Origin of the sequence: Pseudomonas sp. NPDC077408 (genome assembly GCF_050269105.1) — a bacterium.
Taxonomy (GTDB): domain Bacteria; phylum Pseudomonadota; class Gammaproteobacteria; order Pseudomonadales; family Pseudomonadaceae; genus Stutzerimonas.
Map to the genome: position 1 here is coordinate 23,916 of NZ_JBNNHS010000007.1, position 23,899 is coordinate 47,814.

The following is a 23,899-nucleotide window of genomic DNA, read 5'->3' on the forward strand; positions in this document are numbered from 1 at the left end:
CCGACCTATGGAAATCAACCCGATCCTCAACAGCATCAAGGACCTGTCCGAGCGCACCCAGTCAATTCGGGGGTATCTTTGACTACGATCAGAAGCATGATCGTCTCGTCGAAGTAAACCGCGAACTCGAAGACCCGAACGTCTGGAACAAACCTGAGTACGCCCAGAACCTGGGCCGCGAGCGCGCCACCCTGGCGCAGATCGTCGAGACCATCGACGACCTGGAGGGCGGCCTGGCCGATTCCCGCGACCTGCTCGACATGGCTGTCGAAGAAGACGACCAGAGCGCCGTGGACGATGTCGCCGCCGAACTCGACCGCCTGCGCGGCATCCTCGAAGGGCTGGAATTCCGTCGCATGTTCAGCGGCGAGATGGACCCCAACAACGCCTACCTCGACATCCAGGCCGGTTCCGGCGGCACCGAAGCCCAGGACTGGGCCAACATCCTGCTGCGCATGTACCTGCGCTGGGCCGACAAGCGCGGTTTCAGCGCCGAGATCGTCGAGCTGTCCGAGGGCGAAGTCGCCGGTATCAAGGGGGCCACCGTACACATCAAAGGCGAGTACGCCTTTGGTTGGTTGCGCACCGAGATCGGCGTGCACCGCCTGGTGCGCAAGAGCCCGTTCGACTCTGGCGCCCGCCGCCACACCTCATTCTCGGCAGTGTTCGTCTCGCCCGAGATCGACGACAGGGTCGAGATCGACATCAATCCGGCCGACTTGCGCATCGACACCTACCGCTCTTCCGGTGCCGGTGGTCAGCACGTCAACACCACCGACTCGGCGGTACGTATTACCCACGTACCAACCAACACGGTGGTGGCCTGCCAGAACGAGCGTTCCCAGCACGCCAACAAGGACACCGCCATGAAAATGCTGCGGGCCCGGTTGTACGAGCAGGAAATGCAGAAGCGCAACGCGGCCTCCCAGGCGCTGGAAGACACCAAATCCGATATCGGCTGGGGTCATCAGATTCGCTCCTATGTGCTCGACGATTCGCGCATCAAGGATTTGCGTACCGGCGTGGAACGTAGCGACTGCCAGAAGGTGCTGGACGGCGACATCGACCAGTACCTCGAAGCCAGTTTGAAGCAAGGGCTTTAACGCTACTGAGCTTGGCCAGCGTGGGTGGGCTGAAGCGGAACGCCGCCCGGCCCACCCAACTCGAGTTCCAGTGTCCAGATGTAGGGTGGGCTTCAGCCCACCAAAATAGGTGGCAGGCAGGTGATGGAATGAAGCGAAACGCCTTCCAACACACCCTCCCCGGGATTCATTCATTCGATCCAGGCATTTTTAAACCATGAGCGAACAACCGCTGAACCAGCACGCCATCCACGAGGAAGAAAACAGCCTGATCCTTCAGCGCAAGGAAAAACTGGCTGCCGAACGCGCCAAGGGCAACGTTTTCCCCAACGACTTCCGTCGCGACAGCTATTGCAACGACCTGCAGCAGAAGTACGTCGACAAGACCAAGGAAGAGCTGGCTGAAGCGGCGATCCCGGTAAAGGTTGCCGGGCGCATCATGCTCAACCGGGGCGCGTTCATGGTCCTGCAGGACATGACCGGGCGCATCCAGGTCTACGTCAATCGCAAGACCCTGCCAGCCGAGACGCTGGAAGCGATCAAGCATTGGGACCTGGGCGACATCATTGCCGCCGAAGGCACCCTGGCGCGTTCAGGCAAGGGCGATCTTTATGTCGAGATGACAAACGTTCGCCTGCTGACCAAATCGCTACGCCCGCTGCCGGACAAGCACCACGGCCTGACCGACACCGAGCAGCGCTACCGCCAGCGTTATGTCGACCTGATCGTCAACGAAGAAACCCGCCACACCTTTCGCGTGCGTTCGCAGGTGATCGGTCATATTCGCAAGTTCCTCAACGAGCGCGACTTTCTCGAAGTCGAAACGCCGATGCTGCAGACCATTCCCGGCGGCGCCGCGGCCAAGCCGTTCGAAACTCACCACAATGCGCTGGACCTGCCGATGTTCCTGCGTATCGCGCCGGAGTTGTACCTCAAGCGCCTGGTGGTCGGTGGCTTCGAGCGTGTCTTCGAGATCAACCGCAACTTCCGTAACGAAGGCGTTTCGACCCGGCATAACCCCGAATTCACCATGCTCGAGTTCTACCAGGCCTACGCCGACTACGAAGACAACATGGACCTCACCGAAGAGCTGTTCCGCGAGCTGGCGCAGCTGGTCCTGGGCAGCACCGACGTGCCGTACGGCGACAAGCTGTTCCACTTCGGCGAGCCCTTCGCACGGCTCTCGGTGTTCGACGCCATCCTCAAGTTCAACCCCGAAATCAGCGCTGCCGACCTGCAGAACATCGATACTGCACGTGCTATCGCCAAGAAGGCTGGCGCCAAGGTGCTCGGCTTCGAAGGGCTGGGCAAGCTGCAGGTGATGATTTTCGAGGAGTTGGTCGAGCACAAGCTTGAGCAGCCGACCTTCATCACCCGTTACCCGTTCGAAGTCTCGCCGCTGGCGCGTCGCAGCAACGACGACCCAAGCGTCACCGACCGCTTCGAGCTGTTCATCGGCGGTCGTGAAATTGCCAACGCTTATTCCGAGTTGAACGATGCCGAAGACCAGGCCGAGCGCTTCCACGCGCAGGTCCGCGACAAGGACGCCGGCGACGACGAGGCCATGCATTTCGATGCCGACTTCGTCCGTGCGCTGGAATACGGCATGCCGCCGACGGCGGGCGAGGGCATCGGCATCGACCGACTGGTGATGCTGCTGACCAACTCGCCGTCGATCCGCGACGTGATCCTGTTCCCGCACATGCGTCCCGAAGTCTGACCATGGCGTGCAGCCGCTTGGATGTTCGGCCGAGCGGCCGTCTTACCCACGCTGTGATTTGAGATCGCGGCGCGGGGTGCAGGGTGGCTCCGCCAAGGCCATGCTCAGGCCTAAGCGGCATCGCTGGGGTTACCCAGTTGGCCTCTTCGGCCGGGTTCAGATCGGTCGATGTCCGCCGACACACTTCCATACGCCTAGCGGGCCGTTCGCGAACCGGACACGGATTGCCATGGCCCGCTGGTGTATAACTTGAAGGCGACGGCTCATCACTGACGAGGTACGGATGAATACCCGCAACAACCTGGATGAATACCAACTCACGGTGCGCGGCCTGTCCGATCGCATCGTCGAGGCGCAAACCCCGGTGCGGGTGCTCGATGCAGTGAAGTGGGACGACAGCGTCCGCCAGGGCTTTTTCGCCGCTGGCGGCCGTGAGTTGCCCAAGGTCGACCGCGCCTACTACGAGGGTCGTCCGCTGGGCTTCGATTCCAGCGCCAAGAAGGAAGAGTTCCAGAACATCGAGCGCGACATCACCCGTCAGCTGGGGCAATTCAACCCGGTCGGGCAGATCATGCGGCGCATGTGCAAGGAATACCGCATGGTGATCCGCATGCTCGAGGCCCGCGGCACCGCCGATTTCGGCCTGATTTCCCAAGAGCTTTATGGTGCCGCTTCGGACGCCTTCCATGCCGGTGATCCGACGCTCGCCGACCTCGGGCTGATGCTTTCCGACTACCTGAACAACATCGCCGACCGCGGTGATCTGAAAGACGAAGCCAAAACGCTCAACGCCCCGCAGGCGGTGGACATGCTGCAACGTCGCCTGGACTTGGTGTTCGGTGAAGGCGAGGGCGTGATCCGGGTCTTCGAATCCGACGGCATCCTCGCCGATGCCGCCGCTGGCGCTGACTACATCAAAATCCGCAGCGATGCGATGTTCAACGAACGCGATGTGCGGGCGCTTGAGGTCCACGAGGGACTGGTGCATGTCGGCACCACGCTCAACGGGCAAAACCAGCCGATCTGTACCTTCCTCGCCAAAGGGCCGCCATCATCGACCGTGACGCAGGAAGGCTTGGCGATTCTCATGGAGGTCATCGCCTTTGCGTCTTACCCGACCCGCCTGCGCAAGCTCACCAATCGCACCCGCGCCATTCACATGGCCGAGGAGGGTGCGGATTTTCTCGATGTGTTCGGCTTCTTCCGTGAGCAGGGCTACTCCGACGACGACAGCTACGGTAATGCGAGCCGCGTTTTCCGCGGTTCGACACCCGATGGTTTGCCTTTCACCAAGGACCTGTCCTACCTGAAGGGCTTCATCATGATCTACAACTACATCCAGCTCGCGGTGCGCAAAGGCAAGCTGGAGCAGATCCCGCTGCTGTTCTGTGGCAAGACCACGCTGGAAGACATGCGCACCCTGCGCCAGTTGGTAGAGGAGGGCATGGTCGTACCGCCCAAGTACCTGCCGCAGCAGTTCCAGGATCTCAATGCGCTGTCGGCCTGGATGTGTTTTTCCAACTTCCTCAACCATTTGAGCCTGGATCGCATCGAAGCTGATTACGCCAATATCATCTGACCGGAGCGCACAAAAAAGCCGGAGCTTTCGCTCCGGCTTTTTCGTTTCAGCGACCCGTCGTCAGAACAGCGTATTCGGCAGGTAGGTTGCGATCTCCGGGAATAGCATGATGATGCCCATGCCAATGATATTGACGATCACGAAGGGTATGACCGACCAGTAGATGTCTTTCATGGTGATGCCGGGCGGCACGATGCCTTTCAGGTAGAACAGGTTGAACCCGAACGGCGGCGTCATGTAGCCGATTTCCATGTTGATCACGAACAGCACGCCGAACCAGATCGGATCGAAGCCGAGTGAAGCGACGATCGGCAGGAATACCGGCAGCGTGATCAGCATGATGCCGACGGGATCGAGCAGCATGCCCATGACAAAGACGATCGCCATCATGACGATGATGATGGCCCAGCGGCCCCCAGGCAGATCCATCATCAGCCCTTCGATCAGCGACTGCGCGCCCATACCCTGATAGGCCGAGCTGAACGCGTGGGCGGCGAACAGGATCCAGGCGATCATGCCGGTCAGTTTGAACGTGCGGATGGCGGCTTCCTGCAGGACCGGCCAGTTCAGCTTGCGGTAGACGGCAGCGGAGATCAGCGCGCCGAACACCCCCATGGCGGCTGCCTCGGTCGGAGTCGTCAAGCCGCCAATGATCGAGCCGAGCACCATGACAACGATGCCGATGGGCAGCAGCACTGCACGTATCGCGCGCAGCTTGTCGCCCCAACTGCCTCGCTCTTCCTTCGGCAGTGCGGGTGCCAGATGGGGCTGCAGGAACGAACGCACCAGCACGTAGGTAACGGTCAGCGCGACCAGTAGTAGACCGGGCAAGACGCCCGCCGCGAACATCTTGCCGACCGACTGGCCGCTGATCATCGCGTAAAGGATCATCATGATGCTTGGTGGAATCAGGATGCCCCAGCCGCCGCCGGTGTTGATGCAGCCGAGCACCATTCGTTTGTCGTAGCCGCGTTCGAGCATCGCAGGCAAGGCAATAGTGCCCATCGCCACGACCGCCGCGCCGCTGATGCCGACCATGGCACCAAACACCGCGCAGATCCCCAGCGTGCCGATTGCCAGCCCGCCACGCATGCCGCCGCACCACAGGTGCATCATGCGATAGAGGTCGCGTGCTACGCCGGTTCGTTCCAGCAGCATGGCCATGAATACGAAGAGCGGAATGGCGACCAGCGTGAAGCTTTCCATGGTGCCCCACATTTGCGAGGCGACCATATAAAAGGCATCAACGCCCCAAGTGAAGTAAAGGAACAGCACCGAGACACCGCCCAACACAAAGGCCAGCGGCAAGCCGAGTACCAGAAAGAAGACCAGCGTCAGGAAGAACAGCAGCGTGGTGATTTCGATGCTCATTGCGCATCCCCCGCGTGACTGGTGTCGCTGGGTGATTCATGTCCTAGTGCAATAAGGATGTCCTGCAGCAGCTTGGCGATGCCCTGCAGCAACAACAGCAGGGTGCCGAGCGGAATCATTGCCTTGATTGGCCAGATCGGTGGGTTCCAGGCGGAGTAGGAGGTTTCCATGCCTTGAACCGACTCCCAGGCCATGGAGCTGCCGAAATACAGTAGTGCGGCCATAAACAGAAAGAACATGCTCGAGGTGAAGATATCGACCCAGGCGCGTGTGCGCGGGCTAAGGGAGGCGTACAGCAGGTCGACGTTGACGTGGTCGCGGTGCGCCATCACGTAGCCGCCGGACAGCACCACATAGGCGCCGAACAGCATCTGTCCGAGTTCGTTGGTCCAGGACGTTGGGCTTGAGAACAGATAGCGCATGAACACTTCGAGCAGCAGCAGCGCGAAGATAAGAAAGATCAGGTAGGCCACCCAGCGGCCAATGAATTCGTTGAGCCGGGTGATGCCGTTGATGTAGGCATGAATCAGGCGCATGACAGGCCCCACGAGCAAGGATTGAGCGAATCGCACCCCCGGCGCGTGATCGCGTCGAGGGTGGGTCAGGCGAGGGGTTTACTGGTAGCCGAGGTCACTGAGGAAAGTCTTGAGCTTTTGCAGGGCTTCGGCCGACTTGTCACTGCGTTTGCCTTCTTCTTCCCAGGTCTTCTTCGCCACTTCGCGGAGCCGAGCCTGAACGTCTTCCGGCAATATGTTGACCGTTACGCCCTGTTCCTTGATGGCTTTCTGCAAGGCGATCTGTTCCTGATACAGGTACTCGTTGGTGCGATACCAGAACTGCTCATCAAGGATCTGTTTGACGATCTCCTGGTCGCGCTCGGACAGCTTGTCCAGCGCTTTCTGGCTGATGATGATCACATCGGTGCCGGCGATGTTCAGTGCTGGCCGCACGTGATTCTTCGCCACCTCGTAGAAGCTCATGCTGGCGGCACCTTGCACGGCACCCCAATGGGCACCATCAACTACGCCGGTATCGAGCGCCGGGTACAGTTCGCCGCCAGGCAGATAGGTGGTCGAAGCACCAGCCTCGTCGAGAAACTTCTGCAGCGCACCGGATGAACGAATCTTCAGCTTGGTGAAATCTTCCCAGCTGTTGATCGGCTTCTTTACCACCATTTCAGTTGGGTAAACCTTGTCGGTCGACCAGTACACGCCGTGTTGCGCGGCTTCTTCACGAAGCATGTCCTCGAAGCCCATCTGCTTATGGAAGTACGCGGCCTCCCAGACATTCTGGAAAGCGAAGGGCAGGCCGGAGGCGATACCGGCGAGGGTCATCTTGTCCTGTGCGTAACCGGGAGAGATGGTGCCCATCTGGACGATACCGCGGCTGACGGCATTGAAGGTTTCCTGCGGCTTGAACAGCGCGCCGGACTCGAACAGCTGCAACTCCAGACGACCGTCGGTGCGCCGCTCGATTTCGTTTTTGAGTCTGACGAGGCTGTCTTGATAGGAACTACTGGCACTCGGCCAATGCGATTGCACGCGCCATTTGGTGACGTCCTGTGCGGCAGCCATCTGCGGAGCCATGGCGGAAACCGCCAGTGCTACCAGGCCGGCGGGAACGAGTAGCTTTTTGAGCATGGATTTCATAACGCGTCCTCTTGTTGTAATTGTCTGGCTGAGGCCATCTTTGTATCACGTGCGTCGCATGCTTGTTTCGCACAGCAGAACTGACTTTTGCAGGGCTGATCGAAAGCTAACATAGCGCGGGGCTTTTTCAAGCGCTAGCAGAAGGCTATCGCGGCCTTTCTCGATAATGAGTTCGGCGTCCTGCGACTGGCTAAACGTTGCCTGTCCAGCAAAGGTTGAGCTTAGACGGTTCTGTTTGTGGGGCATCATAATTCTGCCTGATGGAACTGGATTCCGAATTGACGCAGTGTTTCAAGCATGCCAGCTTCAAAAAGAAGAGGACTCCCCACAAAAACAATCGAGAGGACTCGCCATGCGCCTCGACGCAAGAAACATCCAGACGCAATGTCCAGGCTCCGGTTCTGTCGCTGTTAGCGCCTACGCGGCAGTGGCGCGATGAAAGGGCAGGAGACGGAGCTGCCGGTTGACGACAGCCGGACGAATCATTTGCCGATCAGCGGAGGCAGCGACCTGCCTGGCTTTCACCAAGTGCTTGGCTATCGTCAGGTGTCCTGGACTGAAGACGAAGCCGTGATCGAGCTCGATGTGCAGGCCTGCCACCTGAATATGGCCGGCGTGCTTCATGGCGGCGTGATAACTGCGCTGCTGGATGTGGTGCTCGCGGAAGCTGGCACCTATTGCCCTTATCCGGGACGCGTTCGCAAGGCCATCACCCTGGTGCTCAACACCACCTTTACCGGTCAATGCTCGGGCGGTGTGATACGCGCCATTGGTCGGCGACGTGCCGGTGGGACCCGCATTTTCAACAGCTCTGGTGAGGTGCGCGACGCAGATGATCGCCTGCTGGCGATTGGTGAGGCGACCTTCCGACTGCGCTCCGGCAGCGAGCAGGCGCAAGGCGTGCCGATGGATTTCCTCGCACCTAACAACAAGAAGGAAGATGGCAATGTATGAACTGACCGGCAAGGCGCTGGAACTCCAGCAGCAACTCACGGCGTTCATGGATGAACATATCTACCCGAACGAACATGTCTTTCACGAGCAGGTTGCCACCGCCGGCAATCGCTGGGCACCGCCACCTATTCTCGAAACACTCAAGGCTAAAGCCCGAGCGCAGGGACTGTGGAATCTGTTCCTTCCGGAAAGCGAACACGGCGCCGGGCTGACCAATTTCGAGTATGCCCACCTCTGCGAAATCATGGGCCGCTCCCATGTCGCCGCCGAAGTCTTCAACTGCTCCGCACCGGATACCGGGAACATGGAAGTGCTGGCGCGCTACGGCACGCCAGAGCAGCAGGAACAGTGGCTCAAGCCGCTGCTCAACGGCGAGATTCGCTCCTGCTTTTCCATGACCGAACCCGAGGTTGCGTCATCCGACGCGACCAACATCGCCTGTGAGATCCGCCGTGAAGGTGACGAATATGTGATCAATGGGCAGAAGTGGTGGTCGTCAGGCGCAATGACCACCACCTGCAAGATCGCCATCGTCATGGGCAAAACCGATCCCTCGGCCGAGCGGCATCGGCAACAGTCGATGATCCTCGTGCCGCTGGATGCACCCGGCGTCGAGATCGTCCGTGCGCTCCACGTGTTCGGTTACGACCACGCGCCTCATGGTCATGCCGAAATCCATTACAACAATGTCCGGGTGCCTGCCAGCAACATGCTGCTCGGTGAAGGCCGCGGCTTCGAAATTGCCCAAGGGCGACTCGGCCCAGGCCGCATCCACCATTGCATGCGCACCATCGGCGTAGCCGAGCGGGCGTTGCAAGCCATGTGCGAGCGGGTGCATTCGCGTGTCGCGTTTGGTAAGCCGCTGGCTGACTTCGACTCGATCCGCAAGGACATCGCCCGTTCGCGCATCGAGATCGAACAGACCCGCCTGCTGACGCTGAAAGCGGCACGCATGATGGACACCGTCGGCAACAAGGTGGCGCGTCAGGAGATCGCGATGATCAAGGCCGCCGCACCGAGCATGGCGCTGCGGGTGCTGGACCGCGCGATTCAGGTCCACGGCGCCAAGGGTGTCAGCCAGGACAGCTTCCTTGCAGCGGCCTGGGCGCACCAGCGCACCCTGCGTTTGGCCGACGGCCCGGACGAGGTACACCTGGACACCATCGCCAAGCTGGAACTGAAGAACTACGCCAGCAAGCGCTGAGCCTCCGACAAAACCAACAAAAGGATGCCGTCCGATGACCAACCCATTATTCGACCTGTCCGGAAAGGTGGCGCTGATCACGGGTTCCACTCGCGGTATCGGTCGCTCCATCGCCGAAGAAATGGCCCGTTGCGGCGCGCGCGTGGTGATTTCCAGTCGTAAGGCTGACGCCTGCGAAGCGGTGGCTGCCGAGCTGAACGCGGCTGGCCACGAGGCCATCGCAATCCCATGCCATGTCGGTCGCAAGGAAGACCTGCAACGGCTGGTCGACACCACGCTGCAGGCTTGGGGACGCATCGACGTGTTGGTCTGCAATGCCGCCACCAATCCGGTTTATGGACCGACCAGCGAGCTGACCGACGACGCCTGGGACAAGATTATGGACACCAACGTCAAGGGTACCTTCTGGCTCTCGAACATGGTGTTGCCAAAGATGGCCGAGCGAGGGGAGGGTGCGGTGATCATGCTCTCCAGCATCGCCGGGCTGCGCGGCAATACGGTGATCGGCACCTACGGCGTATCCAAGGCCGCCGAGGCGGCGCTGGCGCGCAATCTGGCGGCGGAGTGGGGGCCCAAAGGCATCCGCGTCAACGCCATCGCCCCGGGGCTTGTACGTACCGATTTCGCCAAGGCCTTGCTCGATGATCCAGAGCGGGTCCGCCGTGCTGCCGAGAAAACGCCACTGCGCCGTATCGGCGAACCGGTGGACATCGCCGGGCTGGCAGTCTTTCTCGCGGCGCCCGCCAGTGCCTACATTACCGGGCAGGTGATCGTCGCGGATGGCGGCGAAACCGCATGCTGAGGGCGCAGCGATGAACGAACCCGAACTGATCGACGTGCTTCCCGCGCATCGTTTTGATGAGGCGGCGCTGGCTCAATACTTTCGACAGCAGCTGCCCGAATTGGGCCCCGAGCTAAAGGTTCGGCAGTTCCAGGGCGGTCAGTCCAACCCCACCTATCTTCTGGAAAGTGCCGGTCGCCGCTACGTATTGCGCAAGAAACCGCCGGGCAAGGTGCTGCCGTCTGCGCATATGGTCGAGCGCGAATACAAGGTGATCCGTGCACTGTCCGAGCACACCACTGTCCCGGTCCCACGCGTACACCTGCTGTGCGAGGACGAAACCATCATCGGCACCCCCTTTTACGTCATGGATCACATAGAGGGACGAATCTTCGGCCATCCAGCGTTGAACGAACTGACTGCCGCCGAACGCCAGCCGATCCATCTGGCCGCCATCGATACGATGGCCGAGCTCCATCAAGTTGACGTCGAAAAGGTGGGCCTGGGTGATTTTGGCAAGGCTCAGGGCTACTTCGCGCGCCAGGTGAAGCGCTGGGCTGGCCAGTATCAGGCGTCCCGGACCGGCGACATGCCTGCGATGGAACAGCTGATGCGCTGGTTGCCTGATCAGGCGCCGCAGCGCAACGAGTGCGCCATTGCCCACGGTGACTACCGGCTCGGCAATCTGATTTTCGATCCGAGTGAGGCGAAGGTGGCGGCAATTCTCGACTGGGAACTGTCGACCCTCGGCCATCCGCTCGCAGACCTCGCCTACTTCTGCTTGCCGTATCACCTGCCGGCGGGTGTCGACGGACTGCGTGGATTGATCGGCATCGACCTGCAGGAGCAGGGCATTCCGTCCGAGCAAGAGGTACTGCAACGGTATTGCCTGAGCAGCGGGCGCGACGCCATCGACGACTGGCATGTGTTCGTGGCGTTTTCACTGTTCCGGCTCGCGGCGATCCTGCAGGGCGTCTATGCGCGGGCGTTGCAGGGCAATGCCAGCAATGCTGATGCGTTGCAGGTTGGCCAGCGCGCCGGCCTGCTGGCTGAAGCAGGCTGGCGGATCGCCCAGAATGGCAGAGGGGTGACCCTATGAGCGCTCCGTTGCTACGCCGCGTTTTATTGACCAATGATGACGGTATCGCTGCGCCGGGGCTGGCGTTGCTCGAGCGGATCGCCGCGCAACTGGCCGAAGAGGTCTGGGTGGTGGCGCCCGAGCACGACCAGAGCGGTACCGGTCAGGGCATTTCCGTGCACGCGCCGCTGCGGGTGTATCACCATGGTGAGCGGCGTTTCGCCGTCTCGGGAACGCCATCGGATTGCGTAATGTTCGCCATGGCCGAATGGCTGCAGGACTCGCCGCCTGATCTGGTGCTGTCCGGCGTCAACAGCGGGGCGAACATCGGCGATTCGGTGCCTTATTCGGGCACCCTCGGCGCGGTGCTCAGCGCCGACCTGCTGGGCATTCCGGCCACCGGCCTGAGCCAGGCCTTTCTTGATCGCACAGGAATCGATTGGTCCTGTGTCGAGACCTACGCTGAAACCACAATCCGTGCGCTCTGGGCACGTCGTGAAGAAAACGGCTGTTGCTGGAACGTGAATTTCCCGGCTTGTTCGGCTGACCTCGTCAGCCATCTGCGAATGACCCAGCAATCGCGCGGCTCGATCACCCGGCCGCGTTTGCAGGCAGGGCGTGACGGGCGCGGCTTGCCGTACTGGTGGCTTGGCTTCGAGCATTCGTCTGCACATATCGTCGCCCCTGAGGCCGACGTCGCTGCGCTGCGTGAAAAGCGCATCGCGATCACACCTTTGCGCGACACCCGGGGCTGGCTCGAGTGGGGCGAAGAAAGGGCCATGGCCGATCTGGCCCTTTAACAGCGATTCAGGAGTTCAGAAATGTTCACTCGCCATCATGCGGTCTGGCCCGAGGATCTGCCTAAGCACCTGAGCGTGCCGGAAACCAGCCTGTTCACCAATCTCGAGATTTCCACGCGCCGCTTTCCGGACAAGACGGCGATCGTTTTCTACGACACCTTGATCACCTACGCTGAACTGCTGCGCGAAGTCGAAGCGATGGCCGGTTACCTGCAGCAGTTGGGCGTCGCCAAGGGCGATCGGGTGCTGCTGTATATGCAGAACTCGCCGCAATTCACCATCGCCTACTACGCAATCCTGCGCGCGGACGCGGTGGTGGTACCGGTTAACCCGATGAACCACAGCGCCGAGCTGGAGCACTACCTGCACGACACGGGCGCGGCCGTATGTATTTGCGGACAGGAGCTGACCGGCTTCATCGCACCGCTGGTCGGCACGGCGCAGCTGCGTCAGGTAATCGTTGCGGCCTACTCAGAGTATGTCCGCCAGCCCACCGATCTGGCGCTGCCGTCCGAAGTGCAGGCGCCCGTCGCCGCGCCGACGTTCTCAGGCGGCACCGCCTGGCGCGAGGCTATCGCGGCCGGCCACGCGCCCGGTCCGCACACGGCCGGTCCGGACGATCTCTGTGTGTTCCCTTACAGCTCCGGCACCACCGGCGCGCCCAAGGGCTGCATGCATACCCATCGTTCGGCGATGGCGACCATCATCCATCGCATCATCTGGACCAACAGCACAAGCGAATCGGTAATCCTGGCGACACTGCCTTACTTTCATGTCACGGGCATGCAGGGCGCCATGAGCGGGCCGATCTACAACGGCGGCACCGCCGTGATCATGACCCGCTGGGACCGCAAGGTTGCGGCGCAACTGATCGAGCGCCACGCCGTGACCGGCTGGGTGAATATCGCCACGATGGCCATCGACTTTCTCTCCGATCCGGACCTGGAGCGCTACAACCTGTCCAGCCTGGTCAGCGTCGGCGGCGGTGGCGCAGCAATGCCCAAGGCGGTTGAGGAAAAGCTGCATCGGCTTACCGGCCTGCGTTACATCGAAGGCTATGGGCTTTCCGAAACCATCGCGGCCACCCATATCAACCCGGTGCCGCGACCCAAGGCGCAGTGCCTCGGGATTCCGGTGTTCGATGTCGACAGCCGCGTCATCGATCTGAATACCGGGCAGGAGCTTGGCCCCAATGAAGTAGGCGAAATCATCAGCCGTGGGCCGCAGCTGTTCCAAGGTTACTGGAACCGCCCGGAAGAGACCGAGCGCGCATTCATCGAACTGGACGGCCACAGGTTTTTCCGCACCGGCGACATGGGCTACTACGATGAAGAGGGCTATTTCTTCCTGGTAGACCGGGTCAAGCGGATGATCAATGCGTCCGGCTTCAAAGTCTGGCCGTCGGAAGTGGAAAGCCTGATGTACCGCCACCCGGCGATCCAGGAGTGCTGCGTGATCTCGCGGCCGGACCCCAAGCGCGGTGAGACGGTCAAGGCATGCGTCGTGCTGTGCGATGGGCAGGCCGGGCTGGTCAGCGAGCAGGACATCATCGACTGGTGCAAGGCCGAAATGGCCGCTTACAAGGCGCCGGTCTACGTGGAGTTCGTCGCGTCGTTGCCGCGGTCCTCCACCGGCAAGCTGATGTGGCGTGCACTGCAGGAAGAAGAAAACCGCAAACACGCCGCCAGCACCGAGCAGGCCTGACGGCAGCGAAGCCGTTGCAAGGCCACGCGCCGGCTGGCGCCTTCGAAATCAACGGAGCAGATGCTATGCAAGATTCAACCGCTACGAACCGGGAAGCCGAATGGCAGGTGCGCAAGGACCTGGCGGCGGCCTATCGACTGGTCGCGCATTTCGGCTGGGATGACCTGGTGTTCACCCATCTCTCCGCCCGCGTACCCGGACCGGAACACCATTTTCTGATCAACCCCTACGGCCTGTTGTTTCAGGAGATCACCGCCTCGTCGCTGGTCAAGGTCGATCAGGAGGGGCAGATCGTTCAGAGCGGCAGCCTGCACCGGGTCAACCCGGCCGGTTTCACTATCCACAGCGCGGTACACATGGGCCGCGAAGATGCCGGTGCGGTCATGCACCTACATGCTGCTGACGGCGTTGCGGTTTCGGCGCATCGCGATGGGCTCCTGCCGCTTAGCCAGACGGCGATGCTCTGCCTCGATCACCTCTGCTATCACGAGTACGAAGGCGTCGCGCTGGACCTGAGCGAACGTGAGCGGCTGATCCGGGACCTTGGTGACAAGCGAATGATGATGCTGCGCAACCACGGCGTGCTGACGGCAGGCGGCACGGTCGCCGAAGCCTTCACCTACCTCTATTTCCTGATGAAGGCCTGCGAGATTCAGGTGCGCGCTCAGGCCTGCGGCCCGACCCATATGCCTTCAGCGGCTGCCATCGAGACGACTCGCCAGCAATCGGCCGAACTGGGCAGCGCCGCCAAACTGACCTGGCCCGCATTGTTGCGTCTGCTGGAAGCCAATGGTCATGTCTATGCGATATAGCGCTACCCTAGCGCGTTCCGGATGTCTTCCAAGGAATAAAGCTGAGTGACTATGAAAATCCTCTTCGTCGCCGCCGACCCCAAGCCCGAGCGTTGGACCAGCCTGATCCAGCAACACCTGCCAGACGTCGAAATCCAGGTCTGGCATTCGGACATGCCGAGCTGCGGGGCCGACTACGCCATCGTCTGGCATCCGCCGGCCGCGCTGTTCGACAAGGAGCCGCAGCTCAAGGCGGTGTTCAACCTGGGCGCAGGCGTGGATGCGCTGGTGCGGATACCTAACCTGCCGCGCGATATCCCGATCGTGCGCCTGGAAGATGCCGGTATGGCGGTGCAGATGGCGGAGTACGTCGCCTATCACGTGATTGGCATCAGTCGCGATATGGACGCCTATCGTGAGCAGCAAGCGGCCGGACAGTGGAAGTTACGGCGGCCCATCGAGCGCAGCGAGTGGCCGATCGGTGTGCTCGGGCTCGGGCATATCGGCCAGCGGGTCGCCAAGACGCTGGCGACGCTGGATTACCCGGTTATGGGATGGTCGCGTTCCGCACATGGCATAGACGGGGTGCGCAGTTTTGCTGGCGAGGTGGAGCTCGATGACTTTCTGGCTGAAACGCGCGTGCTGGTCAACACGCTGCCGCTGACTGACAGCACGCGCGATCTGATCGACTACTCACTGCTGTCGCGGCTAAGGCCTGACGCGGTAATCATCAACGTTGGGCGCGGCGAGCATCTGGTCGACGAGGATCTTTGCCGTGCCATCGAAGAGGGCAAGGTGACCCGAGCAGTGCTCGACGTGTTCCGGGAAGAACCGCTGCCGTCGTCGCATCCGTTCTGGCAGATGCCACAGGTCACTATCACTCCGCATGTTTCGGCGCGAACCTTGCGCGAGGCCACCATTGCTCAGATCGCCGACAAGATCCTCGCGCTGGAAAAGGGCCAGCCCATCAGCGGTGTTATCGATATCCAGCGAGGCTATTGAAGCGCTGGTAAGCGCCGCCTGAACTGACTTGCCTGCTTTCGGAAGTCAAAAGCTTCGCCCCGAGGCAGGCGTCCCATGAAGCAGCGTGCGCACAACGAGGCCTATCGGAGCGTTTCCGCGGCGAACGCAAGCCGAAGGCCTGCTTTAAAGTGCTCCCTGCCGGCCGTCGACATGATCGGACCATCACTCTTGCGCAGCGAGCCTCGTGCCGAACGGTACGGGCTCCCTTGCGACCGGTTTTCAATCTACAGCGTCGTGCTCCGTCAGATACCGATCCCGTAACTCGCGCTTGAGTACCTTGCCAATGGCGCTGCGAGGCAACTCATCGATCAATTGCAGTCGTGCCAGGCGCTGGGTCTTGCCGACGCGTTCGTTGAACCAGCTCAGCAGCGTCTCAGGCGTGTCGGTCGCATTCGCCGCGCGGACGACGAAGGCGACCGGCGTTTCACCCCAGCGCGTTGAAGGCACGCCTACCACGGCCACATCCGCGATGGCCGGGTTCTCACGCAGGATTGCTTCGAGATCGCTTGGATAGAGATTGAAGCCGCCGGAAATGATCATGTCTTTCTTGCGGTCGACCAGCGTCAGGAAGCCTTCAGTATCGAAGCGGCCGATGTCGCCGGTGCGGATGAATCGCTTGCCGCTGGGGTCGAACCACTCGGCTTCGGCGGTCTTCTCGGGTTTGTTCAGGTAGCCGGTCATCATCGCCGGCGAATGCCCGACGATCTCGCCGATGGCGCCCTCCGGCAGTTCGTTACCCGCGTCGTCGATCACTCGAATGTCGTGACCTTCGGCAGGTTTGCCGACGGTGTGCAATTTGTCCGGATGCTCATGGGCTGCAAGGATGCAGGTGCCGCCGCCTTCGGTCATGCCATAGGTGTCGATCAGCCCGCCCGGCCAGCGCGCCAGAACATCCGCCTTCAGCACTGCACTGAACGGGGCGCTCGTGCACATCTTGTAGCGGAAGCGGCCGAGGTCGTATTGATCGAAGTCCTCGCGGGCCATGATCCGCTGGTACTGCACCGGCACCAGCATGGTGTGCGTGACCGCGTGCCGCTGCGCCAGGCTCAGGTATTCCCCGGCGTCGAACTTGGGCATCAGCACCACGGTGCCGCCCAGGGCCAGCGTCGGCAGAAAGGCCACCAGCGTGGTGTTGGAGTACAGCGGTGTGGAGATAAGCGTTGTGGCGTCATCGCCGTATCCGTAGGCGGCACTGCGGCGTACATGGGCCCAACGCATGGCATGTGATTGCACGATGCCCTTGGGCTCGCCGGTGGTGCCGGAGGAATAGATGATGTTGAACGCCCATCCCGGCTGGATCGCTACGGGCTCCGGCGGTGCATCACTCAGCCAGGCGGACAGGCCGCCCTCAGTTGTCTGCTCCAGGCGCAGGGCTGGGCAAGGAAGGCGAGTTGCCACCGGCTCCAGATGCTGGGCCGCATCGGTGTCAATGAACAGCAGGCGGGGCGCGGCGTCAGCGAGCATGGTCAGCAGGCTTTCAGCGCTGGCAGAGGGCGCCAAAGGGGCTACTGCCACGCCGGCGCGCAACGCACCGAGAAACACGACGGCGTATTCGATGGAGTTGTATGCACAGATCGCCAACACATCGCCGGCGTGCATCCCATCACGCTGCAGGGCCGCAGCAACGCTGCTCATCAGTGCGTCGAGTTCGGCGTAACTCACGCTGCGCTCATCCTGTTTCAACGCGGCGCGGTCGGGCCGATGCCGGGCCCAATAGGCGATAAGGTCTGGGACCGCAGCGAATGGTTGGTTCAGATCGAGAGCGTCGGGGCTGGCGGAAAGATCCATTGCGGACTCGTTCTATAGAAGGCAAGAGGACGCTTGCATGCAACGGCAAGCATGGCAGCACAGCAGATCGATCAACCTTCGGCAATTAGCGCGTGCGCGGGAAGCGCTATTCGCCTCGGCAATGACAGGTGATTACTGATATCCACGATTGCTGGCATTCGCATGGCAAACCCGCGTTGCCGGACGTGCGCTTAACTTGGTCGATTGGTGTCAGGAGGTCAGCGGATTTCGCGCTGAGGCCGTTATTTTTGCGACAATGTCGGCTCTTTGATCAGGCGAACACGTCATGTCCGAACGCAACCCCATCCCGCTGATTCTCACCGCTATCGGCAGCGTCATCGGCACCGTTGCGGTGCTGTCCTACTACGGTTATGTGCACATCGCCAAGCCGGAGGACGCCCTGTTGCTGGCCGACTACACGATGCTTAAAACCGTTCCCGGCGAAGACTATCGGGTCTCGCTCAAACCCGCGCCACAGGTCGCAGAATGCATTGACGGTGTGTTGGTGCTCTTCGATACCGAGCAGAAGGGCTTGACTGGCGTGCTGGTTGACAATCGCAAGCGGGCGATCCGCTGTATGGGCCAGCAGGTGCCGACCGAGAGGGCACCGGCAAACAAGCCATAGCGTCGCTGTTTAAAGCTGCAAAACAAGAAGCCCGCCATAACGGCGGGCTTCGGTGTCACGGTGCGGTTGGAGACGCCGTCACTCCATCGAAGAGCGCGGTGCTACACGCTTGTCGTCGTTGGAGATCGTCACTTCAACGCGGCGGTTCCTCGCCCGGCTGGCAGGCGAGTCGTTGCTCGCAACCGGATACGCTTCACCGTAACCGACGGTCTGGATTCGATCGATTTCTACACCGGAGCGGACGAGGGCGCGGCGCACCGCTTCAGCTCGACGCTCGGATAGCTGCTGGTTGTACGAATCGGAGCCTGTGCTATCGGTATAGCCTTCGACCATGACCTTGCGCTCTGGATTCTCGTTGAGAAACTCGGCGAGCTTCTGAACGTCGCGCATACCGGCAGCCTTGAGGTCAGCCTTGTTCAGGTCGAACAGCACGTCGCCGAAGGTCACCAGGGTGCCGCGTTCCGTTTGCTTGGCCTGCAAATCCTGCTGTAGCTGGCGGATCTCGTTCTGCTGACGCTTGAGCATCGCTTCACGGGATTCCAGCCGCGCTTGTGCGCGCTGCGTGGAAGCCTGCTCGATCGCTTGCTCGGCCTTGCGCAGTTCGATGGTCTGTTCGGCCAGGTCAATCCGACGGTTGGCCAGGTAGGCTAGCTGGTTGACGCGCTCTTCATCCGCGTCGTTCAGGTAGGCCTTGTTGGCTTCGTCGAGTTGCTTGGAGGCGTCCTGGGTTTCCAGCGCAGCGTATTTCTGTGACAGCGGATTGCTCTGCAGTGACGAGAACTCGCTGCGTGCCGTTTCCAGATTCTGGTTTGGCTGCGACGAGCAAGCAGCAAGGCCGATGCTCATGGCGATCGCTGTGGGGATGGCTACTAGCTTATGCATGTCGATTCATCCTCTGCTAAATGAGAGTGCGGAAGGGAAGGGGGTTATTGCTGAAGGCCGCGCATGCTTTCTTCGCGCAGCTCCTGAATCCCCTTCTGAGCGTCCTCAACGGCCTTCTGGGCCTTGGCGGCTTGTGCCTTGCGCTCTGCAACCCGGGCGTCCCACTCGGCCTGCTGGGCGAGTCGACGGGCTTCCTCATAGTTTTCTTTCTGCATCGCGAGTTCGGCCTGCTTCCACTTTTCCTGAGCGGCGCGCATGTCCACAGGGGCGTATTCGGTGGCCCCAGCGCTCATCGCGCCACGCACGGCCGATTCGGTCACGGCGAACTGCTCGTTTGGTGGATTGCCGGCACAACCAACCAGCAACAGGCCCCCAAGTGCAACGGCTGCCAGCTTGGGCAGCTGAAATCGCGATAGAGGGCTTTCGATGGTGTTCATTTTCATGGCCAGTCTCCAGTGGGATATCGGATGGGATATCGAGAACAGTGCCCGTTAGGCTGTGCTTTGAACGCGTCAGGAGCGGTCAGCAATAAAACGGGCATGGTTTTGTGAGGCCGGCTGGGCGTAATCGTTCCAGTAAAAACAAGCCCAACGATTAGAAAAGGGCTGCCTAGAGCCATTTAGCAGGCGCGAGGGGGCGATGGCACGCCGCCTCGTACGCCCATTCGACGTTGGTGCCAACGTTCAAAATCGATCAGGCTTGCTCAGCGCGCTCGGCAAGCAGGCGCTCAAGATGCTTGCGTGACAAGGCCAGGAAGCGCGGCGTTGGCCCGACGTCTTCATAGATCGGGTCGCCTTGCTCGTCCGTCGAGATCACCTTGGAGCCCTGCTCGTAGGGGAGGCTAGTCTCGATCCCTTCGAGCGCTGCACCCACCAGTTCGCCTAACAGTTCCTCAGTGCTGCGCTTCGGATACATCTCGGCAAGCGCTGCCAGCCTTGCCGCGCTTTCGACATCCAGCGGAATGGTGTACTGCACGGCGCTCATGCGGCCGGTGGCGCTGCTTTCCCATTCCCGGACCAGTTCTGAAATTTTCATCTAGCTCCATCCTTAGCTCGCTTGGCGAGCAATATTGGCGGGTATTACGAGCCAGCATCGACAGGCTTGTTCTGCTATGCCTTGTCTTCGTCGTAGACGCTGTGCACTCTGTTTGGACGGTTCATACAGCGTAGCCGTTCAGCATGGGCAGCATTGTTTACGTGCTTCCGATGCGGCGGCCTGTAAAGAGAGGCGAACATGGCGAAGATCGACGCGCGTTTGCGCGAAAACGTTCATCTGCTCGGCGAGCTCCTGGGCAATGCAATTCGCGAGCAACACGGCGATGCCTTCTTCGACAAGATCGAGCGCATCCGCAAGGGCGCCAAGGGCGCGCGCCGTGGCTCGGCTGATGGGGCTCGGCTGTTGCAGGACACGCTCGACGGGTTGGGCGATGACGAGCTGCTGCCGATGACCCGCGCCTTCAGCCAGTTTCTCAACCTGGCCAATATCGCCGAGCAATATCATCAGGTGCGCAGGCGTGGACCTGACGAAGCGGCCCCGACCGAAGCTGGTGCATTAGGTGACCTGCTCGAGCGCCTGAAGGGCGAAGGCTTCGGCCAGGAGTTTCTGGCGCGCCAGGTTGGCCGCCTGGACATCGAGCTGGTGTTGACCGCGCACCCGACTGAAGTCTCACGACGGACCCTGATCCAGAAATACGACGCCATCGCCGCGCAATTGGCGGCGCGGGACCACACCGATCTTGGCCAGGGCGAACTGGCCAAGATCGAGCTGCGTCTGCAGCGGCTCGTTGCCGAGGCCTGGCACACCGAGGAGATTCGTCGCAGCCGACCGACACCGGTAGAAGAGGCGAAGTGGGGCTTTGCCGTTATCGAAAATTCATTGTGGCAAGCGCTGCCGAACGTGCTGCGCCAGGCGGACGAGGCGCTGCAACGCAGCACCGGTTTGCATCTGCCGCTGGACGTCGCGCCGATCCGTTTCGCGTCCTGGATGGGCGGCGATCGTGACGGCAACCCCAATGTGACGGCGAAGGTAACCCGTGAGGTCTTGCTGCTGGCGCGCGGTGTCGCGGCGGATCTGTTCCTGCGCGATATCGACGGTCTGATCACGGCGTTGTCGATGCAGACCGCCAGCGATGAACTGCTCAGCCGCAGCGGGCAGTCGGCCGAGCCCTACCGGACCTTGCTCAAGACCCTGCGCGAGCGCCTACAAGCCACGCGTGACTGGGCGAACGGTGCTATCGAGCATGACCAGCCGGCACCAGCGCAAGTGTTGCTCAATAATCAGGACCTGTGCGAGCCGTTGGAGCTCTGTTACCACTCGCTGCATGCCTGCGGCATGGGCATGATCGCCGATGGCGACTTACTCGATACGTTGCGCCGGGCTGCTGCCTTCGGTCTGTTTCTGGTGCGCCTGGATGTCCGCCAGGACTCGTCCCGGCATGTTGCCGCGTTGGCCGAAATTACCGACTACCTGGGTATCGGCCATTACGATCAGTGGGACGAGCAGCAGCGTCTCGACTTCCTGCAATCGGAGTTGAATAACCGTCGGCCCTTGCTACCTCCGAACTTCCAACCCTCGGCCGAAACGGCTGAAGTGCTGGACACCTGCCGCGTGGTGGCGCAGGCGCCAGCTGCATCGCTCGGCTCCTATGTCATCTCCATGGCAAGGGGCGCCTCGGATGTACTCGCCGTACAGCTGCTACTCAAGGAAGCTGGGCTGCAACGGCCGATGCGGGTCGTGCCGCTCTTCGAGACGCTGGCCGATCTCGACAATGCCGGGCCGACCATCGACAAACTGCTCGGGTTGCCGGGGTATCGTCAGCGGCTCCACGGTCCGCAAGAGGTAATGATCGGCTACTCGGATTCGGCCAAGGATGCCGGCACCACTGCGGCGGCCTGGGCGCAATACCGTGCGCAGGAAAGCCTGGTCGAGATCTGCCGCGCTCATCAGGTGGAATTGCTGCTGTTCCATGGCCGTGGCGGCACGGTTGGGCGTGGCGGCGGACCGGCGCATGCGGCGATTCTTTCGCAGCCACCCGGATCGGTAGCGGGGCGATTCCGCACCACCGAGCAGGGCGAGATGATCCGCTTCAAGTTCGGCCTGCCGGATATTGCCGAGCAGAACCTCAGCCTGTATCTGGCTGCCGTGCTTGAAGCGACCCTGCTACCGCCGCCGATGCCCGAGCCGGACTGGCGCGAAACCATGGAGCAGCTTGCCGCGGACGGCGTGTCGACCTACCGCAGCGTGGTGCGCGATCACCCGCAGTTCGTCGAGTATTTCCGCCAGGCGACGCCCGAACAGGAGCTTGGGCGTCTGCCGCTGGGTAGCCGCCCATCGAAGCGCCGAGAGGGGGGGGTTGAGAGCCTGCGAGCGATTCCCTGGATCTTCGCCTGGACCCAGACGCGACTGATGCTGCCCGCCTGGCTGGGCTGGGAGCAGGCGCTGCGCGGGGCGCTGGAGCGAGGCGAAAGTGAACGCCTCAAGACAATGCGCCAGCACTGGCCGTTTTTCAGCACCCGCATCGACATGCTCGAAATGGTCCTGGCCAAGGCTGACGCGGAAATAGCCGAACGCTACGACGCGCGACTGGTCAGCGCAGAGCTACAACCGTTGGGGCGCGATTTACGTGACAGATTGTCGCAGGCTGTAGCGGCGGTGCTTGAGTTGACCGGGCAGTCAGAGCTGCTGGCGCACAGCCCTACAACGTTGGAGGCGTTCAGTCTGCGCAACACCTATCTCGATCCGCTGCATCTGATGCAGACCGAACTGCTGGCGCGTTCACGGCAACAGCAAAGCCCGGCGGAAAGCCCTCTGGAGCAGGCCTTGCTGGTCAGCGTCGCGGGTATTGCCGCAGGGCTGCGCAACACTGGCTGATCCTTCGCAGTCTCGCTCAGGTGGCGTCTGGCAACCGCCACCATGGGCAGTAAGCGGCATTTTATCGGCACCGCACGCTACGCGGGATCGGCATGCCAAGACGCAATGGGCGCCGCTTGTCTGCATTCTGTGCGCTGTGTATCGTGTTCAACCTTTTGTCGCATGGCGGCAAACCAGAATTTTTGATTCGCCAGAGGTGAGGGTGCGTTGCATCGATCCTGGCGGCATCCCTTTGCAAACTTGAGGACTCACTCCATGCGCGTCATTCTGCTGGGAGCGCCGGGTGCCGGGAAAGGCACACAGGCACGCTTCATCACCGAGAAGTTCGCCGTCCCGCAAATCTCCACCGGCGACATGTTGCGTGCAGCGGTCAAGGCCGGCACGCCCCTGGGCCTGCAGGTCAAGGACGTGATGGATAGTGGTGGTCTGGTTTCCGACGAGATCATCATCGCGCTGATCCAGGAGCGTCTGCAGCAGCCCGATTGTGCCAACGGATTCCTCTTCGATGGCTTCCCGCGCACCATTCCACAGGCCGAAGCGCTGCGTGATGCCGGCGTCAAGCTGGACCATGTGCTGGAAATCGCAGTAGACGATGAAGAAATCGTGGGTCGCCTGTCCGGTCGCCGTGTGCATCCGGCTTCAGGTCGTGTCTATCACACCGAGCACAATCCGCCAAAGGTGGCTGGCGTCGATGACCTGACAGGCGAAGAGCTGATTCAGCGCAAGGACGATCTGGAAGAAACCATCCGCCATCGCCTGAGCCTTTATCATTCCCAGACCAAGCCGCTGGTTGCGTTCTATCAGAACCTCGAAGCGGCCCAAGGCACGCCGAAGTGCAGCCGCGTCGAAGGCGTCGGTTCCGTGGAAGAGATCACCTCGAAGGTGATGGCAGCGCTCAGCTGATATCGCCTGATTCCCAAAACGGCCCGCTTGCGGGCCGTTTTGGTTTCTCCCAGATTTGCAGGACGGCGGCGCCGTCATTGTTCAATCGGCACAAG

21 protein-coding genes are annotated in these 23,899 nt (G+C 61.3%); 14 read left to right on the plus strand and 7 right to left on the minus strand.

The annotated features are described in order from the left end of the window. Positions 1-7: 7 nt before the first annotated feature. From prfB to ACQKEK_RS17100, 3 genes are all read left to right on the plus strand, one after another. A protein-coding gene (gene prfB, locus ACQKEK_RS17090) for a peptide chain release factor 2 (protein ID WP_101153256.1) occupies positions 8-1,103 on the plus strand; the annotation gives its coding sequence in 2 pieces (ribosomal slippage) (positions 8-79 and positions 81-1,103; 1,095 coding nt in all). Positions 1,104-1,299: 196 nt separating this feature from the next. Continuing rightward, positions 1,300-2,802: a lysine--tRNA ligase gene (lysS, locus tag ACQKEK_RS17095; protein WP_499143955.1), complete on the plus strand. Its 1,503-nt coding sequence runs from the start codon at positions 1,300-1,302 to the stop codon at positions 2,800-2,802. A 283-nt stretch (positions 2,803-3,085) separates the two neighbouring features. Next, positions 3,086-4,381, plus strand: a complete 1,296-nt coding sequence (locus ACQKEK_RS17100) for a flavohemoglobin expression-modulating QEGLA motif protein (protein ID WP_499143954.1) — start codon at positions 3,086-3,088, stop codon at positions 4,379-4,381. Positions 4,382-4,441: 60 nt separating this feature from the next. Here ACQKEK_RS17100 and ACQKEK_RS17105 read toward each other — a convergent pair whose 3' ends face one another. From ACQKEK_RS17105 to dctP, 3 genes are all read right to left on the minus strand, one after another. Continuing rightward, on the minus strand, positions 4,442-5,752 hold the full coding sequence (locus ACQKEK_RS17105) for a TRAP transporter large permease (RefSeq protein WP_045425356.1): 1,311 nt from the start codon (positions 5,750-5,752) through the stop codon (positions 4,442-4,444). Further along, positions 5,749-6,288, minus strand: a complete 540-nt coding sequence (locus tag ACQKEK_RS17110; protein ID WP_499143953.1) for a TRAP transporter small permease subunit — start codon at positions 6,286-6,288, stop codon at positions 5,749-5,751. Before ACQKEK_RS17110 ends, ACQKEK_RS17105 begins: the two co-directional genes overlap by 4 nt. Before the next feature lie 78 nt (positions 6,289-6,366). Continuing rightward, the gene (gene dctP / locus ACQKEK_RS17115; protein ID WP_499143952.1) at positions 6,367-7,401 is read right to left on the minus strand and encodes a TRAP transporter substrate-binding protein DctP; all 1,035 of its coding nucleotides are present in this window, start codon (positions 7,399-7,401) and stop codon (positions 6,367-6,369) included. A gap of 435 nt (positions 7,402-7,836) precedes the next feature. Between dctP and ACQKEK_RS17120 the strand changes: the two genes are divergently transcribed. From ACQKEK_RS17120 to ACQKEK_RS17155, 8 genes are all read left to right on the plus strand, one after another. After that, complete coding sequence (locus ACQKEK_RS17120; RefSeq protein ID WP_463308582.1) at positions 7,837-8,355, plus strand: PaaI family thioesterase; 519 nt, start codon at positions 7,837-7,839, stop codon at positions 8,353-8,355. Next, complete coding sequence (locus ACQKEK_RS17125) at positions 8,348-9,559, plus strand: acyl-CoA dehydrogenase family protein (protein WP_499143951.1); 1,212 nt, start codon at positions 8,348-8,350, stop codon at positions 9,557-9,559. The genes ACQKEK_RS17120 and ACQKEK_RS17125 overlap by 8 nt, the downstream gene beginning before the upstream one ends. Before the next feature lie 34 nt (positions 9,560-9,593). Further along, positions 9,594-10,361, plus strand: coding sequence for an SDR family NAD(P)-dependent oxidoreductase (locus ACQKEK_RS17130; protein WP_499143950.1), 768 nt, complete (start codon positions 9,594-9,596; stop codon positions 10,359-10,361). Between the two features lie 10 nt (positions 10,362-10,371). Further along, the gene (locus tag ACQKEK_RS17135) at positions 10,372-11,439 is read left to right on the plus strand and encodes a phosphotransferase (RefSeq protein WP_499143949.1); all 1,068 of its coding nucleotides are present in this window, start codon (positions 10,372-10,374) and stop codon (positions 11,437-11,439) included. Continuing rightward, positions 11,436-12,218: a 5'/3'-nucleotidase SurE gene (gene surE / locus ACQKEK_RS17140; protein ID WP_499143948.1), complete on the plus strand. Its 783-nt coding sequence runs from the start codon at positions 11,436-11,438 to the stop codon at positions 12,216-12,218. The genes ACQKEK_RS17135 and surE overlap by 4 nt, the downstream gene beginning before the upstream one ends. A 21-nt stretch (positions 12,219-12,239) precedes the next feature. After that, positions 12,240-13,922, plus strand: coding sequence for a long-chain fatty acid--CoA ligase (locus ACQKEK_RS17145; RefSeq protein ID WP_499143947.1), 1,683 nt, complete (start codon positions 12,240-12,242; stop codon positions 13,920-13,922). 65 nt (positions 13,923-13,987) lie between these two features. Further along, positions 13,988-14,734 carry a class II aldolase/adducin family protein gene (locus tag ACQKEK_RS17150; RefSeq protein WP_045425379.1) on the plus strand — a complete coding sequence of 249 codons (747 nt, stop codon included), beginning with the start codon at positions 13,988-13,990 and terminating at the stop codon, positions 14,732-14,734. A gap of 51 nt (positions 14,735-14,785) precedes the next feature. Then, positions 14,786-15,715: a 2-hydroxyacid dehydrogenase gene (locus ACQKEK_RS17155; RefSeq protein WP_499143976.1), complete on the plus strand. Its 930-nt coding sequence runs from the start codon at positions 14,786-14,788 to the stop codon at positions 15,713-15,715. Positions 15,716-15,955: 240 nt separating this feature from the next. Here ACQKEK_RS17155 and ACQKEK_RS17160 read toward each other — a convergent pair whose 3' ends face one another. Next, positions 15,956-17,524 (minus strand): class I adenylate-forming enzyme family protein, encoded by a 1,569-nt coding sequence (locus tag ACQKEK_RS17160; protein ID WP_499143946.1) that lies wholly within the window; start codon positions 17,522-17,524, stop codon positions 15,956-15,958. 286 nt (positions 17,525-17,810) lie between these two features. Here ACQKEK_RS17160 and ACQKEK_RS17165 point away from each other — a divergent pair, with 286 nt between their 5' ends. Beyond that, positions 17,811-18,149 carry a PA3694 family proteiin gene (locus tag ACQKEK_RS17165; protein ID WP_045425387.1) on the plus strand — a complete coding sequence of 113 codons (339 nt, stop codon included), beginning with the start codon at positions 17,811-17,813 and terminating at the stop codon, positions 18,147-18,149. Positions 18,150-18,227: 78 nt separating this feature from the next. On the opposite strand, the gene lptF is transcribed toward ACQKEK_RS17165, so the two are convergent. The 3 genes from lptF to ACQKEK_RS17180 form a co-directional block, all read right to left on the minus strand. Beyond that, positions 18,228-19,031: a lipotoxin F family OmpA-related lipoprotein LptF gene (lptF, locus tag ACQKEK_RS17170; RefSeq protein ID WP_499143945.1), complete on the minus strand. Its 804-nt coding sequence runs from the start codon at positions 19,029-19,031 to the stop codon at positions 18,228-18,230. Positions 19,032-19,075: 44 nt separating this feature from the next. After that, positions 19,076-19,474, minus strand: coding sequence for a DUF4398 domain-containing protein (locus tag ACQKEK_RS17175; RefSeq protein ID WP_128118987.1), 399 nt, complete (start codon positions 19,472-19,474; stop codon positions 19,076-19,078). Between the two features lie 250 nt (positions 19,475-19,724). Next, positions 19,725-20,066 (minus strand): pilin assembly protein, encoded by a 342-nt coding sequence (locus tag ACQKEK_RS17180; RefSeq protein WP_499143944.1) that lies wholly within the window; start codon positions 20,064-20,066, stop codon positions 19,725-19,727. Between the two features lie 198 nt (positions 20,067-20,264). On the opposite strand from ACQKEK_RS17180, the gene ppc reads away from it, so the two are divergent. Together ppc and adk are read left to right on the plus strand one after the other, a co-directional pair. Beyond that, positions 20,265-22,901 (plus strand): phosphoenolpyruvate carboxylase, encoded by a 2,637-nt coding sequence (gene ppc / locus ACQKEK_RS17185; protein WP_499143943.1) that lies wholly within the window; start codon positions 20,265-20,267, stop codon positions 22,899-22,901. A gap of 255 nt (positions 22,902-23,156) precedes the next feature. Next, positions 23,157-23,804 carry an adenylate kinase gene (gene adk / locus ACQKEK_RS17190; protein ID WP_128118990.1) on the plus strand — a complete coding sequence of 216 codons (648 nt, stop codon included), beginning with the start codon at positions 23,157-23,159 and terminating at the stop codon, positions 23,802-23,804. The last annotated feature ends 95 nt before the right edge of the window (positions 23,805-23,899 follow it).

What these genes read in the sequence shown, in the direction of transcription:
- lysS (WP_499143955.1), top strand. Translation starts at nt 1,300, where the DNA reads ATGAGCGAACAACCGCTGAACCAGCACGCCATCCACGAGGAAGAAAAC.
- ACQKEK_RS17100 (WP_499143954.1), top strand. Translation starts at nt 3,086, where the DNA reads ATGAATACCCGCAACAACCTGGATGAATACCAACTCACGGTGCGCGGC.
- ACQKEK_RS17105 (WP_045425356.1), bottom strand. Translation starts at nt 5,752, where the DNA reads ATGAGCATCGAAATCACCACGCTGCTGTTCTTCCTGACGCTGGTCTTC.
- ACQKEK_RS17110 (WP_499143953.1), bottom strand. Translation starts at nt 6,288, where the DNA reads ATGCGCCTGATTCATGCCTACATCAACGGCATCACCCGGCTCAACGAA.
- dctP (WP_499143952.1), bottom strand. Translation starts at nt 7,401, where the DNA reads ATGAAATCCATGCTCAAAAAGCTACTCGTTCCCGCCGGCCTGGTAGCA.
- ACQKEK_RS17120 (WP_463308582.1), top strand. Translation starts at nt 7,837, where the DNA reads ATGAAAGGGCAGGAGACGGAGCTGCCGGTTGACGACAGCCGGACGAAT.
- ACQKEK_RS17125 (WP_499143951.1), top strand. Translation starts at nt 8,348, where the DNA reads ATGTATGAACTGACCGGCAAGGCGCTGGAACTCCAGCAGCAACTCACG.
- ACQKEK_RS17130 (WP_499143950.1), top strand. Translation starts at nt 9,594, where the DNA reads ATGACCAACCCATTATTCGACCTGTCCGGAAAGGTGGCGCTGATCACG.
- ACQKEK_RS17135 (WP_499143949.1), top strand. Translation starts at nt 10,372, where the DNA reads ATGAACGAACCCGAACTGATCGACGTGCTTCCCGCGCATCGTTTTGAT.
- surE (WP_499143948.1), top strand. Translation starts at nt 11,436, where the DNA reads ATGAGCGCTCCGTTGCTACGCCGCGTTTTATTGACCAATGATGACGGT.
- ACQKEK_RS17145 (WP_499143947.1), top strand. Translation starts at nt 12,240, where the DNA reads ATGTTCACTCGCCATCATGCGGTCTGGCCCGAGGATCTGCCTAAGCAC.
- ACQKEK_RS17150 (WP_045425379.1), top strand. Translation starts at nt 13,988, where the DNA reads ATGCAAGATTCAACCGCTACGAACCGGGAAGCCGAATGGCAGGTGCGC.
- ACQKEK_RS17155 (WP_499143976.1), top strand. Translation starts at nt 14,786, where the DNA reads ATGAAAATCCTCTTCGTCGCCGCCGACCCCAAGCCCGAGCGTTGGACC.
- ACQKEK_RS17160 (WP_499143946.1), bottom strand. Translation starts at nt 17,524, where the DNA reads ATGGATCTTTCCGCCAGCCCCGACGCTCTCGATCTGAACCAACCATTC.
- ACQKEK_RS17165 (WP_045425387.1), top strand. Translation starts at nt 17,811, where the DNA reads ATGTCCGAACGCAACCCCATCCCGCTGATTCTCACCGCTATCGGCAGC.
- lptF (WP_499143945.1), bottom strand. Translation starts at nt 19,031, where the DNA reads ATGCATAAGCTAGTAGCCATCCCCACAGCGATCGCCATGAGCATCGGC.
- ACQKEK_RS17175 (WP_128118987.1), bottom strand. Translation starts at nt 19,474, where the DNA reads ATGAAAATGAACACCATCGAAAGCCCTCTATCGCGATTTCAGCTGCCC.
- ACQKEK_RS17180 (WP_499143944.1), bottom strand. Translation starts at nt 20,066, where the DNA reads ATGAAAATTTCAGAACTGGTCCGGGAATGGGAAAGCAGCGCCACCGGC.
- ppc (WP_499143943.1), top strand. Translation starts at nt 20,265, where the DNA reads ATGGCGAAGATCGACGCGCGTTTGCGCGAAAACGTTCATCTGCTCGGC.
- adk (WP_128118990.1), top strand. Translation starts at nt 23,157, where the DNA reads ATGCGCGTCATTCTGCTGGGAGCGCCGGGTGCCGGGAAAGGCACACAG.